The following is a 16,652-nucleotide window of genomic DNA, read 5'->3' as shown; positions in this document are numbered from 1 at the left end:
CCCCAGTGCCGTCTCCGAGCGGGTCACTCAGAAGTAGTCGCCCGCCGTGAAGTGACGGATGCCGTCCAGCCGGGCCGTGCGTCGCAGCGAACGGATCATGCCGGTGCGGTCGTCCTGCCGCACGGCCTGCGGAGCGAAGGCATGAAGCGCGGACTCCTCGTCGGGCAGCGCAGGGACGGCGAGGTCACACGACGACACCCCGGCGAGCGCCCAGTCCGCGGCGACGGCGGAGAGCAGGTCGTCGCGCACACGCTCGGAATCCGGGAGCACCGCACTCTCCAGCAGGACGCCGACGCCCCCTCGATGCTCGGCGATCACGTAGCCGAGCACGGTCGAACCCTCGACGCGGCGATACAGCGTCGCACCCCGCATCCGCACCTCCGCCATCGCCGCGTCGCGGTCGCTGCGCACCGGCGCGAGGACCACCCGCCCGGCACGCGAGCGCTCGTAGACGTCACGCAGCGAACGGAGGCTCCCGAGTCCGACCGTCTCGCGCTCGACGCGCCCCTCGACGCTTTCCTCGTGCTTGCGGGGCATGGGGGCGCTCCAGGGACCGGTCAGGGTCCGTGCCATGGCGAACGTCTCGAAGCCGCTGGAGCGATACACCTCCGGGGTACCCGTGAAGAGCAGCGCCCACTCGGCATCGCCCGCGGTCTCCAGCGTCGCGGCCACGAGACGGCGCGCGAGCCCCTGCCCTCTGGCACGCCCGGCGACCGCGACACTGCCGATCGCGTGCACGTGCGCCACACCGCCGTCGTCCTCCCGCAGCCGCTTGGGCAGACCGTAGATGGATCCGCAGACCCCTCGATCGTCCTCGGCCACGAGGGTGTGCCGCAGCCGATCATCATCGATCAGCCACTGGTCGGGCGCCAGCGGCGGTGTGAACACGGTCGCCCAAAGCGCCGTCAGGGCGGACTGGTCCTCTGCGCAGGCGGCGCGGATCCTCTGGGCGCTCATGCCTGACCTCTCGCGATGTCGGCGGCGTGGATCGTGTTCGCCACGACCGCCCGCGCGCCGGTCCAGGGAGCGACTGTCGCACCGTGTGCGGCCGCGTCGAGCAGCGCCCGGATCAGGCCGTGGAACCCGAGCTCCGTGTTCGCGCCGTCGACGTCGAGCGCGAGCGCGCGGATCCCGTCGGCGGTCACGACCTCCAGCGTGTAGGCGTCCGGCCCGGGAGTCCCGGTGACGAGCACCTGCACCGGCACGTCACGCTGCGCACCGGGAACCCGCAGCAGGCCGTCGATGCCTGCCGCATCCTCCGACACCGCGCTCGATCCCCGCCGCACACGGGTCCACCCGGATCCCGACACCAGGGTCGCCCCCGGCAGCAGCACGTCGAGCATCTCCCAGGCATGCACGCCGACCGTCACCGCGGTCCCCCCACCCTGCTGCGGATCGTCCTGCCAGGAGCGGGCGGGCACCCGGAAGCCCGCGTTGTCGTGCTGGGCGTGCACACGGAGCGCGAGCACGTCGTCGAGCGTCTGCAGGAAGGGCGCGACCTCCGCGGCAAGGGCGGAGAGCGCGGGGGCGAAGCGCAGCACCGAGCTGGTGCCCACCGCGACGGACGATGCCGCGAGAGCACGGTCGACCTCGGCGAGCTGAGCCTCCGTCGCCGCGATCACCTTGTTCACGAACACCGGAGCGACCCCGCCGCCGAGAGACTGCAGGAAAGGCGCGACCTCATGCGGGCGCGGCGTCGCGATGACGAGGTCCGGTCGCAGCACCGCCAGCTCCTCGAGCGAGGCCACCACCACCCCACCGAACCGCGCCGCGAACTCTCCTGCGGCAGCGGTGTCCGCATCGTGCACGCCGACCACCTCGGCCCCGAGCGCTCGCACGTTGGCGGCGTCGGTGTACGGGTGCGAATGCGCGAGTCCGGCGAAGGCCACACGCAGCGGCGTGCCGCTCATGCCATCGAAGACAGCTGGTCGCGGGTGATGGTGTGCGCGAGGGGACGCCCCGCGGCGAAGGCCTCGACCTCGTCGACGACGATCCGTCCCTGACGCAGCCGCCCCTGGTGCGTGCCCGCCGCGCGATGCGGGGTGACCAGCACCCCGGGCAGCGTCCGGAACGGACTGTCCACGGCGAACGGCTCCTCGTCGAACACGTCGATCGCCGCGCTGAGCCGCCCGCGTCGGAGCTCGTCGAGCAGCGCGGTCTCGTCGACCAGCCAGGAGCGCGCGGTGTTGACCAGCCCCGCGCCGTCGCGCATCGACGCCAGCTCGCGGCGACCGATCATGTGGTGGGTCTCCGGCAGCGTCGGGGCGTGCACGGCGACGATCTGCGCGCGGCGCAGGGCATCGTCGAGCGGCACGAGCTCTGCGCCGAGAGCAGCAGCCTCCGAAGCGGCGAGCGTCGGGTCGACCAGCAGCGGTTCGGCCCCGAGCGCGCGGATGAGTTCGAGGTAGGCCCGCCCGGTACGCGAAGCCCCGATGACCGCGATGGGCGTGCCGAGGATCTCGCGCTGCACCCCGACCGCCGCCGCGTCGTACCAACCGTCGCCGGCGCGCAGGGCGTTGTGCATCTCGGGCACGCGGTGCAGCAGCGCGAGCGTGAAGGTGAGCGACACCTCGGCCACCGGTCGCGCCATCCCCGCGCCGGCCTGCGTCACCACGACACCGCGGTCGAACAGCTCATCGGTCGCGAAGGGCTTGATCGTGGCCCCCGTGTGCGCGATCAGTTCGAGCTTCGGCAGCGCCGAGAGCACTGCGGCGTCGAAGGGCCCGACACCCCAGCTCGTGATCACGATGCGTGCATCGTCGAGTTCGGCCTCGGCGAGACGATCGACGCGCAGGAGAGAACCACCGAGACGAGCGGCGACCGCGCCCAGACGCTCGGCATCCGCCGACGAGAAGAACTCCGCGAAGAGTTCTTCCGAGACGACCGCGACCACGGCCGGTGCGCTCGCCGCGGCATTCATCGCAGCCAGTCCTCGAGGTTCTCGGCGATGAAGGCGTCGTCGTTCAGGGCCGGGTATGCCCGACGCACGCGGGCGATCTCCTCGGCCTGCCCCGGCGAGAGCCCCTCGGCGGGGTCGAGGCACCAGATCCCCTCGAGCAGCCCCTGCTGACGCAGCATCTCGTGCACGCCCGCGATCACGCCGTGGAAGTCGTTGCCCGGATCGAACACCGCCTGATTCACGTCGACCATGTCGGAGGCGACGAGCCCGAGCTCGCGATAGGCCTCGGCGTCGCCGGCCATGGCCCGCTGCGCACGGTCGAGCAGCGCGACCGCCGCCCGCGTGCCGACCGCCCACTGGCCCAGAAGCCCGCCGACGAACCGCAGGGTGCGGGGTCCGTCGGGCGAGTCCACGTGGAACTCGGAGAGCAGATCCGCCACGATGGCGTCGTCGTTGCCGGTGTAGAGCGCGATCTCGTCGGCACGGCCGGAGGCAGCCACCCCGCGCACGAGCTCGAGCGTGCGGTAGCGATCGAACGGGGCGGCCTTGACCGCCACCACCGAGGGGATCGCGGCGAACTCGCACCAGAAGTCGCGGTCGAGCACCGGGCCGCCGATCGCGGTCTGCAGGTAGAAGCCGACCAGCGGCAGCACCTCGCCGACAGCGCGGGCGCGCTCGAGCAGTGCGCGTTCGTCGGCCCCGGCGACGCGCGGGCTCACCAGCACGGCGTCGTAGCCGAGCGATCGCGCCAGCTCCGCCTCGGCCACCGCCTGGGCGGTGTCGCCGGCCACCCCGGCGATGCGGACGAGGGTCGCATCGTCTCGGGCGTCCATCTCCTCCGCGGCCAGCTCGAGCACGGGCTCGAAGAGCGCGTGCTCCGGGTCGCGGATCTCGAACTGCGTCGTGTGCACGCCGACCGCGAGACCACCGGCTCCCGCGTCGAGGTAGTAGCGCGAGAGCGCCCGCTGACGCTGCTCGTCGAGGGCGCGATCAGCCGTGAGCGCCAGCGGGTGCGCGGGGATCACCGCACCGCGGGCGAGGGTCGCCGCGGCCTCGGGGCGCAGCGACGGCACGGTCGCGGTGCGTTCGGCAGAACCGGCCATCAGAACTTCCCGTCCCGCACGGCCCACTTGGTCGGCTTGGCGATCATCGGCAGGCTCTTCTCGATCCAGTCGGCCTGCATCCCGATCAGCGTCTCGGCGGACACGGCCGGGTACCCGAACAGGGCCATGCACCGGCGCGCGTCGCTGAGCAGCGCGGTCGACTGGGGGTCGTCGACGATCTCGACCTCGCGGTCGAACAGCGTGCCGAAACGGCGGGCGATCGACTCGACGCTCAGCAGCTCCGGGCCGGTGAGGTTGATCGTGAACGGCGCGGTCGACGCGTGCACGAGGCTGCGCAGCACGACCTCGTTCGCGTAGCCCTGCCAGATCACGTTGACGTTCGCGGTGGCCACCGAGACCGGCTGCCCGGCGTGCACGGCACTGCCGATGTCGGCGAGCACCCCGTAGCGCAGGTCGACCGCGTAGTTCAGGCGGATGATCGCGACCTTGGTGCCGCGCTCCTGCGCTCCGAACTCGAACACGCGCTCACGGCCGAGGCACGACTGCGCGTACTCGCCGATCGGTGCGGGCTGCACCTCTTCGGATGCTCCGCCGGACGACGCCGGCAGGAACGGGTAGACGTTGCCGGTGGAGAGCACCGAGATCGCGCTGTCGCGATAGCGGCGGGCGACGCGGTCGGGCAGGGCGGCGTTGACCTCCCATGCCCAGGAGGCGTTGGTCGCTGCACCGAACTTCGCACCGACCATGAACACCACGTTGGGGGCGTCCGGCAGGGAGGAGAAGTCGTCGTTCTCGATCAGGTCGAACGAGACGACCTTCACTCCCGCGGTCTCCAGGCGCTCGCGGATCGCGGCATCGCCGAAGCGGGAGACCGCGTAGACCGCGTCGCCCTTTCGTCCGGCGGCATCCATCCCGCGGCGAGCGAGCATGGCCAGAGTCGGGCCCATCTTGCCGCCCGCCCCCAGGATCACGAGGTCGCCCGCCCCGCGCGCGAGGTCGGCGATCAGGCCGGCACTCGGTGTCGCGAGCGCCTCCTCGAGCTCCGCCTCGGATGAGAAAGTGTGCTGAGTCATGTGGTGCTTTCCCTTCTTCTCAGCCCTTGATGCCCGTACCGGCCACGCCCTCCTGCACGTACCGCTGAGCGATGAGGTACGCGAGGAAGATGGGCAGCAGCGCCACGACCGAACCGGCGAGCATAGTGCTCAGCGGAACGTTCTGCTGCTGCAGCGACGAGATGCCGACGGTGAGTGTGAACATCGCGTTGGACTTCGCGATGATGAGCGGCCACAGGAAGTCGTTCCAGTGCCACAGGAAGACGAAGATGCCGAGCGTCGCGAGGATCGGCTTGCACAGCGGCAGCACGATCCGCAGGAAGATGCGGAACTCGCCGGCGCCGTCGATGCGGGCGGCCTCGAACAGCTCGTCCGGGAGCCCCGAGATGAACTGCCGCATCAGGAACACGGCCTGCGCGTTGGCGAGCGAAGGCAGGATGAGGCCCCAGTAGGTGTCGACACCGCCGAGGTTCGCCATCAGGATGAACGTCGGGATGAGGGTCACGTGGAACGGCACCATCACCATGGCGAGGAACGACCAGAACATCACCTCCTTGCCGCGGAACCGCTTCTTGGCGAAGGCGTAGCCGGCGAGCGCCGACAGGAACAGCACCGCGACGACCGAGACAAGGGAATAGATGAGGGTGTTGCCGAGCCATCCGAGGATGTTCTGCCCCGCGAGCACCTGCTCGTAGGCGTCGAACGAGATGTCCTGGAAGGGCAGCAGCGAACCGGGGAGCTCGACCACCATGCCGGGCTTCAGGCTCAGCACGACCATGGCGTAGAACGGGAAGAAGCTGAGGATCCCCGCCAGGCTCAGCCAGATCCATCGTCCGACGATCCCCCACCCCGTCGGCTGGAGCGCACGATACGCCCGGCGCTGCTTCGACGACGTCTTGGCCGGCTTCGGGGTCGTGGACGTCTCGGTCGGCGTCGGCGGCTGCATCAGAGCGGTCATTTCTGCTTTCCGATCACCAGGCGCTGGATGAGCGCGACGACGAGGGTCATGATGAACAGGGCCACGCCGATCGCGGCCGCGTAGCCGTAGTCGAAGTAGCGGAAGCCCTGGTCGTAGAGCATGTAGACGAGCGAGTAGCTGGCGTTCGCCGGCCCGCCCTGAGTCATCACGTAGATGACGTCGAACACCTGGAAGGCGGCGGTCGTCTCGATCACCGCGAGGAAGAAGAAGGTCGGCCGCAGCACCGGAAGGATCACGTAGCGGAAGCGCTGCCAGGCGTTCGCGCCGTCCATCAGAGCGGCTTCCTCGAGCTCGCGCGGCACGTCCTGCAGCGCGGCGATGAGGATCATCATCCCGTAGCCGAACCGCGACCAGACGCCGACGACGACGATGGCGGGGATCACGAGCACGGTGCTGCCGAGCCAGGAGCCGCCGAGCCCCAGCGGAGTCATCAGCGCGGACCACGGCCCGTTGGCGGAGAAGATCCAGACGAAGATCGACCCGGCGAGCACGAGCGAGGTGATGACGGGGAGGAAGAAGATCGAGCGGAAGAAGCGCGCGCCCCGGAAGGCCCGACGCACGCCGAGGGCCATGACGGTCGAGAGCACGAGCGCGATCGGCACGGCGAACACCGTATAGATCAGTGTCGTACCCATGGCCCGCCAGAACAGCGGGTCGGCGATCATGCGCTGGAAGTGGTCGAGACCCCGCCAGGAGATCTCGCCGGTGATGTCGTAGTCGAAGAAGCTCAGTGCCACACCGGCGATGCTGGGGCCGAAGCGGAAGGCGATGAACAGGAGGAAGGCGGGGAGCACGAACAGGAACGCGATCCGCGCCTCGCGTCGTGCGATCAGCCTCGTCACCCGCCCTGCGGGCTTCTTCGCCGTGGTTGCCGTGGTCATCAGTGCTACCTCACGTGGGGAGAGGGACAGGGTGCGGGGGCATGCGGAGTTCGGGTTCCGCATGCCCCCGGTCGACTACTTTCTCGATCGACTACTTCTTGATCAGAGGAGCCGCAGCCGTCGCGGCGTCCTTCAGTGCGTCCTCGGGAGACTTGTCGCCGAGGAGGGCGGCCTGGATCTCGGGGGCGAGCACACCCATCAGCGCGCGGGACGAGGCGTTGAGCTCACCCACGGTGGTGTCCGGGACGTACTTCTCCACCTCGCCGAGCAGCGGGTCATCCGCGTACAGAGGCTCGGTGGTGCTGAGCGCCGAGAAGTAGCCGGCGGCCTTGAGGTAGGGCTCGACGACGTCCGCACCGGTGGCGTACTCGACGAACTTGGCCGCCGCGTCCTGTGCCTTGGAGCCCTTGAGCACCGAGAGCGAGCCGACCGTGCCGTAGGCCACGGACTCCTTCTCGGTCAGCGGCGCCAGCACCTTGACGTTCTCCTCGCCCCAGAACGGCACGACCTCGTTGACCGCGTTGTTCCAGGTGCAGGCGACCTTGCCCTGAGCGACCGCGGTCTGCTCCAGCGGCACGTTCGTGGTGAGCGCCTCGGGGTCGAGCGCACCAGCCTCTGCCAGGTCGGTGAGGAAGGTGAGCGCCTGCACGCCCTCCTTGCTGTCGAAGCCGACGTCGCCGTCCTTGGTGTAGACCTCGCCACCGGCCTGCCACAGCAGCGGGTAGTACGTGAGGTTCAGGGTGTTCTCGGCCGATGCCGGGTAGTTCAGGGCGTACATGCCCTTCTCCGTGAACTTCGGCGCCATCGCGGTGATGTCGTCCCAGGTCTCGGGGTACTCCGTGACACCGGCGGCCTCGAAGGCGGCGGTGTTGCAGATGAGGGGCTGGGCGCTGGTGAGGATGGGCGCGCCGAGGATGTCGCCGTCGAGCGTGACCGACTTCTTCACGTTCGGCAGCAGGTCGTCCTGTCGCTCCTGGCTCAGCAGATCGTTGAGCGGAGCGATCGACTTCTGGTACGCCGCGAGCTGGTCGGGGATCAGGTAGACGACGTCGGGCCCCTTGCCTGCGGCGATCGCCGTCTGCAGCGCCTCGTCGCGGTTGGCCCACGGGAAGATCTCGTACTTCACGTTGACGTTCTCGTTCTGCTTCTCGAAGTCGGCGATGGTCGAGTCCCAGAAGTCCTTGTGCACCGCCTCGTCGGCGATGACCGGGTAGAGCCAGACCGTGATGTCCTGCTCACCCTCTGCGGTGTTGCCTCCGCCGGCCGAACATCCGGCCAACAGGGTGGCGGCCGCGAATCCCGCGACGACGCCGGTGATCTTGCTGACGCGCATGGTGCTCCTTTGCTTATACCGTGCTGAGTACGGTTCATTATGACACTGCAATGGGATAATTCGTCAAGTACAAGTTCTCAGGCCCGTGTTTCAGCGGTGTTTCCGGTTCGAGAACAACAAAGCTTGATCTGAGAATTCGGTGTGCTAATTTGATCGCACCCGACGTTGATCGCAACGAAGCCGGAGAAGAGGGGGCAGCACATGGCCGTGACAGGTCCGCTTTCGATCGTTGCTCGATCCGCACTGCAGCTGCGTGATTCCGGCCCCGCCACCGTCAACGATCTGTCTCGTTCCCTCGAGATCTCGCGCACCTCCGTCGAGAATGCCGTGACTGCCCTGACCGACTCCGGTCTGATCGTCGACGCCCCCGCGCAGAACGCCGGCGGCGCGGGTCGGCCGGCCCGCCGCTACTCGTTCCACGCCGCCGCCGGAACCGTCGTCGGCGTCGACATCGGCGTCGCGAGCGTGCGGGTCGTGCTGGCCGACCTGGCCGGACACGTGATCGCGCAGCGCAGCTTCCCCGGCGTGGCCGAGCGGCCCGATGGCGCGTCCAAGCTGGCTGCCGTGATCGAGGACGTGCGGGGTACGCTCTCCGCGGTCTCGATCCCGGGATCGAAGGTCCGCGCGGTCGGCGTCTCGCTTCCCGGCATCGTCGACGACACGGGACGCGTCACCACCTCGGTCGTCATCCCCGAGTGGTCGGGCATCGACATCGGCTCCCAGCTGCGCCAGGCGTTCGGCTGCCCCGTCGCGGTGGACAACGGCGTTCGTCTCGCGGCCGTCGCCGAGCATCACCTCGGCGTCGCGCAGCTCGTCGACGACGTCATCTACCTGTCGGTCGGCAATCGCATCGCGATGGGACTGATCCTCGGCGGACGCCCGCGCCGCGGAATCCACAACGCTGCGGGCGACATCGGCCGCCTCGCCTTCCGGGGACTGAACACCGAGACGGGCCAGATCACGTGGCGCACCGCCCCGACCGCTGCCGAGGTCTTCGCGAAGGCACGCGGCGGTGACGCGGCCGCACAGCAGGAGCTCGACGGATTCATCGGCGAGCTCGCCCATGGCATCGCGACCCTGATCATGACGGTCGACCCGGCCATGATCGTGATCGGCGGTGGACTCTCGGCAGCGCATGAGCAGCTGCTCGACCCCCTGCGCGCGGCACTACCCGGCCACCTCGGCCTGCCGTTCCAGGTGCCGATCGCGGAAGCGCGCCTGGGCGCCGAAGCCGCCGCCCACGGAGCGGTCGTGCACGCGTTCCAGCGGCTCGCCGCCGAGATCTACGGCATCGAGGACATGCCGGCTCCGCCGATCACCCCCCTGCGGGTCGCACCTTCGGTAGCCGCTGACCCGACCGACGAGACAACCGAGGAGAAGCAGTGAGCACGTTGAAGGTCGGACTCATCGGCGCGGGCGGGATCTCCCGCGTGCACGCCGACGCCTGGCGGGCGCTCGGGGTGGAAGGCTACGTCACCTCGCTCGTCGGAGCAGAGGAGATCGCCGCGGAGTACGAGTTCGAGCTCGTCGACGATGTCGACACCCTCATCGGCCTGGTCGACATCGTCGACATCGTGACCCCGAGCAGCACGCATGCCGACTTCGCCCTGCGCGCCATCGCCCGCGGGCTCGACGTGATCTGCGAGAAGCCGCTCGCGGAGACGGCTGAGATCGCAGCGACCGTCGCCCGCGCCGCCGAGGAAGCGGGCGTGCGCCTGTTCCCCGCCCACGTCGTTCGGTACATGGGCGAGTACGCCCAGATCAAGGCGGGCATCGACGCCGGTCGGATCGGCACGCTCGCCGTGCAGCGGTTCAGTCGGGCAGGCTCCGCCCCGCAGACCCCGTGGTTCTTCTCGGAGCGCGCGGGCGGCGGTGTCATCCGCGACCTGATGATCCACGACATCGACCAGGCGGTCTGGTTCGCCGGACCCGTCGAGTCGGTCTACGCGGTACAGAACCCGCCGACCGTCGACGACCGCGTGCCCGCACCGGTCACTGCACACGTCGTGCTCACGCACCGCAGCGGCGTCATCAGTCACATCCACGGCAGCTGGGTCGCGCCGGGTATGCCGTTCCGCACGAGCGTCGAGGTCGCGGGGTCGGAGGGTCGCCTGCGCTACGACAGCGCCGAGGACAACGCGCTGCGCACCGACGCCGTGCTTCCCGAAGCCGACACCGACTACCTGCCGCCGATGTCGCCGCAGGAGAGCCCGTACTTCGCCGAGATCGCCGACTTCGTGGCCGCCCTGCGCGAGGGGCGCGACGCCAGGGTCAGCCCGGCGGACGGAATCGAGGCCGTCGCCGTCGCCGAGGGCGCGTACGCCTCGATCGCCTCCGGCGCCCCGGTCGCTCTGACCGTCACCACTCCCACATCATCTGCACGCACGGCCGAGGAGGCCACTCGATGACCGCCACCACCCCGCTGCGGATCGCCGTCCTCTCGTTCGCGCACACGCACGCTCTGAGCTACGTCCACGCGCTCAACGCGATGCCCGGCGTCGAGCTGATCGCCGCCGACCCCGACGGTGCCACGGCGCCCGACGACGCACCCCGAGGAGCGACACTGGCGGCGGAGCTCGGTGTCGCCTACGTCGAGACCTACGACGAGGCCTTCGCCTGGAAACCCGATGCGGTCGTGATCGCCGCGGAGAACTCCCGACACCGCGCCCTCGTCGAGCGCGCGGCCGCCGCCGGGGTGCACGTGCTGTGCGAGAAGCCCCTGGCCACGACGGTCGAGGATGCGATCGCGATGCGCGAGGCGTGCGAGCGTGCCGGTGTGATCCTGATGGTCGCCTATCCGGTGCGGTTCGCCCCGAGCGTGCGCGACGCGATCGCCGAGCTGCGCAGCGGACGCCTCGGCACGGTGCTGGGCGTCACCGGGATCAACAACGGCAAGCTTCCGCAGGACCGGGCCTGGTTCACGGATCCGGAGCTGGCGGGGGGCGGCGCACTCGTCGACCATGTCGTGCACTGCGCCGACCTGCTCGACGAGCTGCTCGGCGAGCGTGCCCAGTCCGTCCGCGCCGTGTCGAGCGGGATCCTGCATGCGGAGCGCGACCTCGAGGTCGAGACCGGCGGCCTGGTGACGATCCAGTACCCGAGTGGGGTCATCGCCACGATCGACTGCTCCTGGAGCTGGCCGATGAGCTCGGCCACCTGGGGTGGACTCACCCTGCAGGTGATCGCCGAGCGCGGCACCGTGACCGTCAGTCCCTTCGCCAAGGGCGTCGCCGGGCACGACGCGCACGGCGAGACATGGAACCCTGTGGGCGCCGACCTCGACGCGCTCCTGCTCGACGAGTTCGTGCACGCCGTGCGCCAGGGACGCCAGCCACAGCCCGACGCCGGCGTGGGCATCCGTACCGTCGAGATCGCCAAGGCCGCCCAGGCTTCGGCAGCTCGCGGCGGCGAGGTCGTCACGCTCGTCTGATCCACCGAAGCTCCGACCATCGTCCATCGACCCTGGACAAAGGTCGCTATACGGTGTTGACTGAACCGGGCCGCACGCCCGATCACCCGACTGCGGTCGGGGCGCCGCGAGTCGGCAGATCAGGATCCGCCTTCGACCCGAACGAAGGCGGATCCTGATAGCCGGCGGGTCGAGGCAGCCCCAGCGGGGCCGGCGCTCAGCATCGAGGAGTATGCTGACCCCTTGGGTCGTTCGGCCCGACGAGTCCCGAAAGGTGGTGATGGCGATGTCCGGTGATAGTTACGACGCCGCCTTCGCTGCGTCGAGACTCCCTGCGCTAGCGCGTTGACCCTCTGGTCCGCTTTCGCACGTCCTTCCCCGCAGCCGTCGGCGGCGTCATCCGCCCCCTGACGAACCGCGCACGGAGCTCTCCGCTGCCGTGCGCCTGCGAGAACGGAGCCGATCATGGCCCTCATCGACAACGGCGTGTACGTCCACGGACGTCGCGTGGAGACCCCCAAGAACCTGGACGAGACCTACCGGATGCTGGACGCCGCCGGAGGCATCGCGTGGATCGGCCTGTACCGACCCAGCCCGGAGGAAGTGGCGTCCGTCGCTCGCGAGTTCGACCTGCATCCGCTGGCCGTCGAGGACGCCCTGTCCGGCCACCAGCGGTCGAAGGTGGAGCGCTACGGCGACACCCTGTTCGCCGTCCTCCGCCCCGCCCGGTACCGCGACAAGGAGGAGTCGATCGAGTTCGGCGAGCTGCACCTGTTCGTGGGCCCCGATTTCGTGGTGACGATCCGGCACGCCGAATCCCCGAACCTCGCCGCCGTGCGCGCCCGCATGGAGGCGAACCCCGAGCTGCTCGCGATGGGACCGGAGGCCGTGCTCTACGCGATCCTCGACGAGGTCGTCGACGGGTACGAGCCGATCGTGGCAGGGCTGCTGAACGACATCGACGAGATCGAGGACCAGCTCTTCGGCGACGGCGACGACGACAGCGCGCTCTCCCGCCGCATCTACGAGCTGTCCCGCGAGGTGATCAACTTCCAGCGGGCGGTGCATCCGCTGAACGGCATGCTGGAGTGGCTGCGTCGGGGCTCTGCGAAGTACCGCATCGACGAGGAGCTGCAGCGCTCCCTGCGCGATGTGCTCGACCACACGATCCGTGTCAACGAGAAGATCGACTCGTTCCGGGCGATCCTGGAGAACGCGCTGACCGTGCACTCCGCACTGGTCGCCCGGCGTCAGACCGAGGCCGGGTTGGCGCAGAACGACGAGATCAAGAAGATCTCCTCCTGGGCGGCGATCATCTTCGCCCCGACGCTGGTCGGCACCGTGTACGGGATGAACTTCGACGTGATGCCCGAGCTGCACTGGGCCTTCGGCTATCCGATGGCCATCGGCGCGATGCTCGCCTTCGCGCTCGGCCTGTTCGGGGTGTTCAAGTACAAGAAGTGGCTCTGACACGGGCATCGCTCATCGTTGGCGGCGGGTGCGGGCGAGGTCCGACGACCGACCGTAAGAACTTCACCCGTTCGTCGTCTTGCTCATGCCACGCTTGCTCGGCGCGTCGACAGGATGGGGATCCGTCACGCAGGCGGACGGTGAAGCCACCCGGCTCACCATCTGGTCCGCAATCAAGCACGCGGCTGCGGCGGGGATCTTCCCGGACCCGTCGCAGCCGCACTCTCCACGGGGAGGGGGCGAAGCCGATCGCACAGGGATATGCGGATAGCGGACTGGTCTTTCCCCGCGCACGCGCTACTTCACGACGATCACCGCGAACGACAGGTCACCGGCGCCGGCATTCACCGGGATCTGCAGCTGAACCTTCTGCGCCGAATCGAGCGTGAGCTTCCAACGCAGGCCCCTGTCGGTGCGCTCGACCTCGCCTGTCGGGGGCACCGGGACCTCGAAGCCGTCGTAGTCGGCGAGGTCGATGTCCACCACGGCCTCCCCGCCCGACGCCCCTGCGTTCGTGAGGTCGAGGAGGATCAGGCTGTCCTCAGCGCCCACCTGCGGGGCGATCTGCACCGAGTACGACATCGCCGACGCTGTATGGACGGAGAACTTCGTTGGGGCTGTCACGGCTGACATGTCCGATCCGACGAACGTGCGCGCCGTCAGCTCATAATCCCCTTGCGGAAGTGATGCAGTGGTCGACCACCGACCGTCCATGCCTACCCGCAAGAACCGGACGAACGGGGTGAGTTCGCCGACGAAGACGTGCACACGCACCAGAGAGCCGGGGACTCCCGTGCCCGTGATGTTCGTGCTCTTGGCATAGACCGTCGATCCAGCGACGGGAGTGACCACAGTCGGAGCCGCTGGGGATTCGCGGATGATGACCGGGGCGGATGCGCTTCCGCCCGTGAGGGTGGCCTCCCCCAGGGGTGCGTCCGCCGGAACGTCGAAAACGGTGGCGAAGCGACCGGCACCGTCGGTACGCACCTGCTCGACAGCGTCGCCGATCTTCAGGTCGACGGTGGTGTTCGCCGGGTATCCGCTGCCGTTGACGCGGAACGGCTGCCCGGTGAGGGCGACCTTCGAGTAGACGCCGACCGCCGGAGTCGAGCTTGCTCCGGCGTCGACGAGTCCTGCCCCGACCCGGTCCGCGCTGAGCCCAGCGAGCGGATCCGCCGTGTCCGTGATGCGCTGGGTCAACTGGTCCGGCGTGAGACCTGGAGTCTCCGAGAGGATGCGGGCAGCGACCCCGGCCACGTGCGGGGACGCCATCGACGTTCCGGGATACAGCGCGTAGACGGAGCCGTCGTCCTGGCGCGGCACTGCTGACCACACGAAGCCCGGCGCGGTCACCGTGACCTTGCCCGCACCGTAGTTCGAGAATCCCGCACGCACGATCGCGCCCGTCGCCTCGTCCTGATCCGCGGCAGCGACGGCGATGACACCCGGCAGCGCGCCAGGTGCCTGAAGACAGGAGGAGTTCACCGGCCGAGGCTCGAGCGTCCCGTCGTTCGGACTCATCTCATCCGTGCTCATGGTGGCGAGATCCTGACCCTCATTACCGACCGCGGCGACGTTCAGCACGCCCTGGTCGTGGGAGTAGGCGTACGCGCGACGGAGCGCTTCGAGAGCCGCACCCTGTGAGTCGACATCAGCGCACCAGAGGTACCAGGGGTCGACGTAGTAGCTGTGGTTCACGATCGGGATGTCGTGGTCAGCAGCCCACATGGTCGCGCAGATGCTGGCCTCCGGGTAGATGTGGCCGTCGTCGTTGACGACTTTGATCGAGGCGACGCGCGCGTCAGGGGCGACGCCGACGATGCCGGTGCCGTTCGCCGCTCCCGCCACGCTGCCGGCCACGTGCGTGCCGTGCGCGCTCGCGCCGTCGGTTCCCGGCTGCCACGCCTCGGGTCTCGTGTCCGGTATGCCGTTGACGGTGCAGCCGACGGACAACGCCGGGTCGATCTGGCCGGCGAGGTCCGGATGTCCGGTATCGATGCCGCTGTCGGCGATGCCTACCACCACTCCCTTCCCCGACGGTGACGTCGCCCCGATGGCGACGGTGTTCCACGCGGTGCCCTCGGCCGGCATCGTCGTCGGCTCCGTCGTGTCGCCGGCGATCGGTGGCCCGGGTGCGGTCGGCGTGTCCGGATCGGTCGACGTTCGGGTCGGGCCAACGGACTGGACCCAGGCGAGACTCTCGAGCTGAGTGGGGAAGTCGCCGTCGGGTGCGCGGGCGACCGTCACCCCGATCTCGGGATAGGTGATCAACAGCTCCCCGCCGGCTCCTTCGATGGCCGACCGCAGCACATCCGCGCTCGGCGCTTCTGGTCTCGTGTTCACCACCCAATTCAGTGCGGACTGCTCCGCTGCTGCGGCGACGGGCACGGCGGCCGTCAGCGGGACGCTCATTGCGAGCGCCGCGCCGACGGCGAGGACTGCACAGGTGCTGCGGACGATCACGCGGCTGGTCATTCAGGTCTGCCTTTCCGCAACGCTCGACGGAACACCGTCGAATCGAGTTCTCTCCTGCGTACAGGAGTGAAAGGTCGCGGCACCATTACGCGATCCGTTTGCGATCGGCGCGTTCCGCCTGCGGGCGTTGAGTCCTACTCCCGGCGGAACATCCCCATCAATGCGGGTAGAGCGACCATGCCCACCAGCCAGAACGCCGCGCCCCAGATCACACCATCGGCGATGAACGGCAACCACTCGTATTCGGTCGGATAGGCGATGCCCGTTCGACCGGTCAGGCGCAGAACCACCTCTGCCGGATAGGTGGCGAAAGGGTTGGACGAATGGTCCTGCGAGACCCACGGAAGAGGGAAGCCGAACGAGACGGATGCGAGGTCGGCGTCGGACCTCACGGGGATCCGCTGGACCGTGGTCACCCACCAGGCGACGGCGAACCCCGCAACGATCGCGCCCAGCACGGACAGCACCACGCGTGCTGCTCCCCCGACACGATACGGAGAAGACGCAGCAGAACGAGGATCCGCGGTCATCAGCAGGAGGTCGGCACTCAGCAGATCAGCTGTCGGAGCGGCTGATCTCGTCGAGCAGGTCGTCGAGGGTGTCGAAGTCGATCGTCTCCGAGCCGTCGAGGTCGCGCACCTCGACGCCGTCGACCTCGAAGTCCTCGTCGAGCTGCACGAGGATGCGCGACTCGGGGAACTGCTTCGGCGCGAGGAAGGCGAGAAGCACCGCGTCGGCGAACACGACGACCGAGGTGGCCTCGAGATCATCGCGCAGGTCGATCTGTTCCGCGACGGGCTCGTCGTCGACGGCATCCTCGATGTCGGCGACGATCTCGTCGATCACCGAGCGCCACCGAGACTCCCCGACCGAGAGGGTGCGGGCGACTGCCGCGACCAGCGCCTCATGATCCACGTCATCGCTCTGGACGTCCTCCAGCTCCGGATCGACGTTCACGTTGACGGTCGTACCGGCGGCGTCGATGATCGCGCGCCCGTACACCAGCCCGTTCTCGGCGATCGGATCCTCGAGCAGTCCGCTCTCGACGATGCGGGCCAGGAGGGTGTCGAGTGCAGGCGAAGTCATGCCT

Annotated in this window: 15 protein-coding genes; 4 read left to right on the top strand and 11 right to left on the bottom strand. The window is 69.1% G+C overall.

Annotation, left to right across the window (positions count from 1 at the left end; all coding sequences use genetic code 11):
- Window positions 1–27: 27 nt before the first annotated feature.
- The 8 genes from ABRP18_RS01090 to ABRP18_RS01055 all read right to left on the bottom strand — a co-directional run bounded on the left by ABRP18_RS01090 (window position 28) and on the right by ABRP18_RS01055 (window position 8,208).
- Window positions 28–957, bottom strand: a complete 930-nt coding sequence (locus ABRP18_RS01090; RefSeq protein WP_349885289.1) for a GNAT family N-acetyltransferase — start codon at window positions 955–957, stop codon at window positions 28–30.
- Window positions 954–1,910, bottom strand: a complete 957-nt coding sequence (locus ABRP18_RS01085) for a hypothetical protein (RefSeq protein ID WP_349885288.1) — start codon at window positions 1,908–1,910, stop codon at window positions 954–956. The genes ABRP18_RS01090 and ABRP18_RS01085 overlap by 4 nt, the downstream gene beginning before the upstream one ends.
- A complete protein-coding gene (locus tag ABRP18_RS01080) occupies window positions 1,907–2,920 on the bottom strand; it encodes a hydroxyacid dehydrogenase (RefSeq protein WP_349885287.1) in 1,014 nt (337 codons plus the stop codon). The genes ABRP18_RS01085 and ABRP18_RS01080 overlap by 4 nt, the downstream gene beginning before the upstream one ends.
- The gene (locus ABRP18_RS01075; protein ID WP_046748132.1) at window positions 2,917–4,002 is read right to left on the bottom strand and encodes a dihydrodipicolinate synthase family protein; all 1,086 of its coding nucleotides are present in this window, start codon (window positions 4,000–4,002) and stop codon (window positions 2,917–2,919) included. The genes ABRP18_RS01080 and ABRP18_RS01075 overlap by 4 nt, the downstream gene beginning before the upstream one ends.
- Window positions 4,002–5,036: an NAD(P)-dependent oxidoreductase gene (locus ABRP18_RS01070; RefSeq protein ID WP_058631076.1), complete on the bottom strand. Its 1,035-nt coding sequence runs from the start codon at window positions 5,034–5,036 to the stop codon at window positions 4,002–4,004. Before ABRP18_RS01070 ends, ABRP18_RS01075 begins: the two co-directional genes overlap by 1 nt.
- 19 nt (window positions 5,037–5,055) lie before the next feature.
- Entirely contained in the window at window positions 5,056–5,973 is a 918-nt protein-coding gene (locus ABRP18_RS01065; protein WP_058631077.1) for a carbohydrate ABC transporter permease, read from the bottom strand.
- Complete coding sequence (locus tag ABRP18_RS01060) at window positions 5,970–6,875, bottom strand: carbohydrate ABC transporter permease (RefSeq protein WP_046748129.1); 906 nt, start codon at window positions 6,873–6,875, stop codon at window positions 5,970–5,972. Before ABRP18_RS01060 ends, ABRP18_RS01065 begins: the two co-directional genes overlap by 4 nt.
- 91 nt (window positions 6,876–6,966) lie before the next feature.
- Window positions 6,967–8,208, bottom strand: a complete 1,242-nt coding sequence (locus ABRP18_RS01055) for an ABC transporter substrate-binding protein (RefSeq protein WP_113680801.1) — start codon at window positions 8,206–8,208, stop codon at window positions 6,967–6,969.
- 201 nt (window positions 8,209–8,409) lie between these two features.
- Here ABRP18_RS01055 and ABRP18_RS01050 point away from each other — a divergent pair, with 201 nt between their 5' ends.
- From ABRP18_RS01050 to ABRP18_RS01035, 4 genes are all read left to right on the top strand, one after another.
- Complete coding sequence (locus tag ABRP18_RS01050; RefSeq protein WP_179516441.1) at window positions 8,410–9,594, top strand: ROK family transcriptional regulator; 1,185 nt, start codon at window positions 8,410–8,412, stop codon at window positions 9,592–9,594.
- Window positions 9,591–10,616 (top strand): Gfo/Idh/MocA family oxidoreductase, encoded by a 1,026-nt coding sequence (locus ABRP18_RS01045; RefSeq protein WP_349885286.1) that lies wholly within the window; start codon window positions 9,591–9,593, stop codon window positions 10,614–10,616. The genes ABRP18_RS01050 and ABRP18_RS01045 overlap by 4 nt, the downstream gene beginning before the upstream one ends.
- Entirely contained in the window at window positions 10,613–11,638 is a 1,026-nt protein-coding gene (locus ABRP18_RS01040; RefSeq protein WP_349885285.1) for a Gfo/Idh/MocA family oxidoreductase, read from the top strand. Before ABRP18_RS01045 ends, ABRP18_RS01040 begins: the two co-directional genes overlap by 4 nt.
- A gap of 444 nt (window positions 11,639–12,082) precedes the next feature.
- Complete coding sequence (locus tag ABRP18_RS01035) at window positions 12,083–13,087, top strand: magnesium and cobalt transport protein CorA (protein ID WP_349885284.1); 1,005 nt, start codon at window positions 12,083–12,085, stop codon at window positions 13,085–13,087.
- A 297-nt stretch (window positions 13,088–13,384) separates the two neighbouring features.
- Here the strand turns inward: ABRP18_RS01035 and ABRP18_RS01030 are convergent, their stop codons facing one another.
- The 3 genes from ABRP18_RS01030 to ABRP18_RS01020 all read right to left on the bottom strand — a co-directional run bounded on the left by ABRP18_RS01030 (window position 13,385) and on the right by ABRP18_RS01020 (window position 16,648).
- The gene (locus ABRP18_RS01030) at window positions 13,385–15,562 is read right to left on the bottom strand and encodes a S8 family serine peptidase (protein WP_349885283.1); all 2,178 of its coding nucleotides are present in this window, start codon (window positions 15,560–15,562) and stop codon (window positions 13,385–13,387) included.
- A 134-nt stretch (window positions 15,563–15,696) separates the two neighbouring features.
- On the bottom strand, window positions 15,697–16,032 hold the full coding sequence (locus ABRP18_RS01025; protein WP_113680073.1) for a hypothetical protein: 336 nt from the start codon (window positions 16,030–16,032) through the stop codon (window positions 15,697–15,699).
- An 85-nt stretch (window positions 16,033–16,117) separates the two neighbouring features.
- Window positions 16,118–16,648 (bottom strand): hypothetical protein, encoded by a 531-nt coding sequence (locus ABRP18_RS01020; protein ID WP_061016051.1) that lies wholly within the window; start codon window positions 16,646–16,648, stop codon window positions 16,118–16,120.
- Window positions 16,649–16,652 lie beyond the last annotated feature (4 nt).

The sequence above is a fragment of the Microbacterium sp. WHRI 7836 genome, assembly GCF_040223885.2.
Taxonomy (GTDB): Bacteria; Actinomycetota; Actinomycetes; order Actinomycetales; family Microbacteriaceae; genus Microbacterium; species Microbacterium oxydans.
Note: the sequence above shows the minus strand (reverse complement) of the source record. Positions and strands in the feature narration are given on the sequence as shown.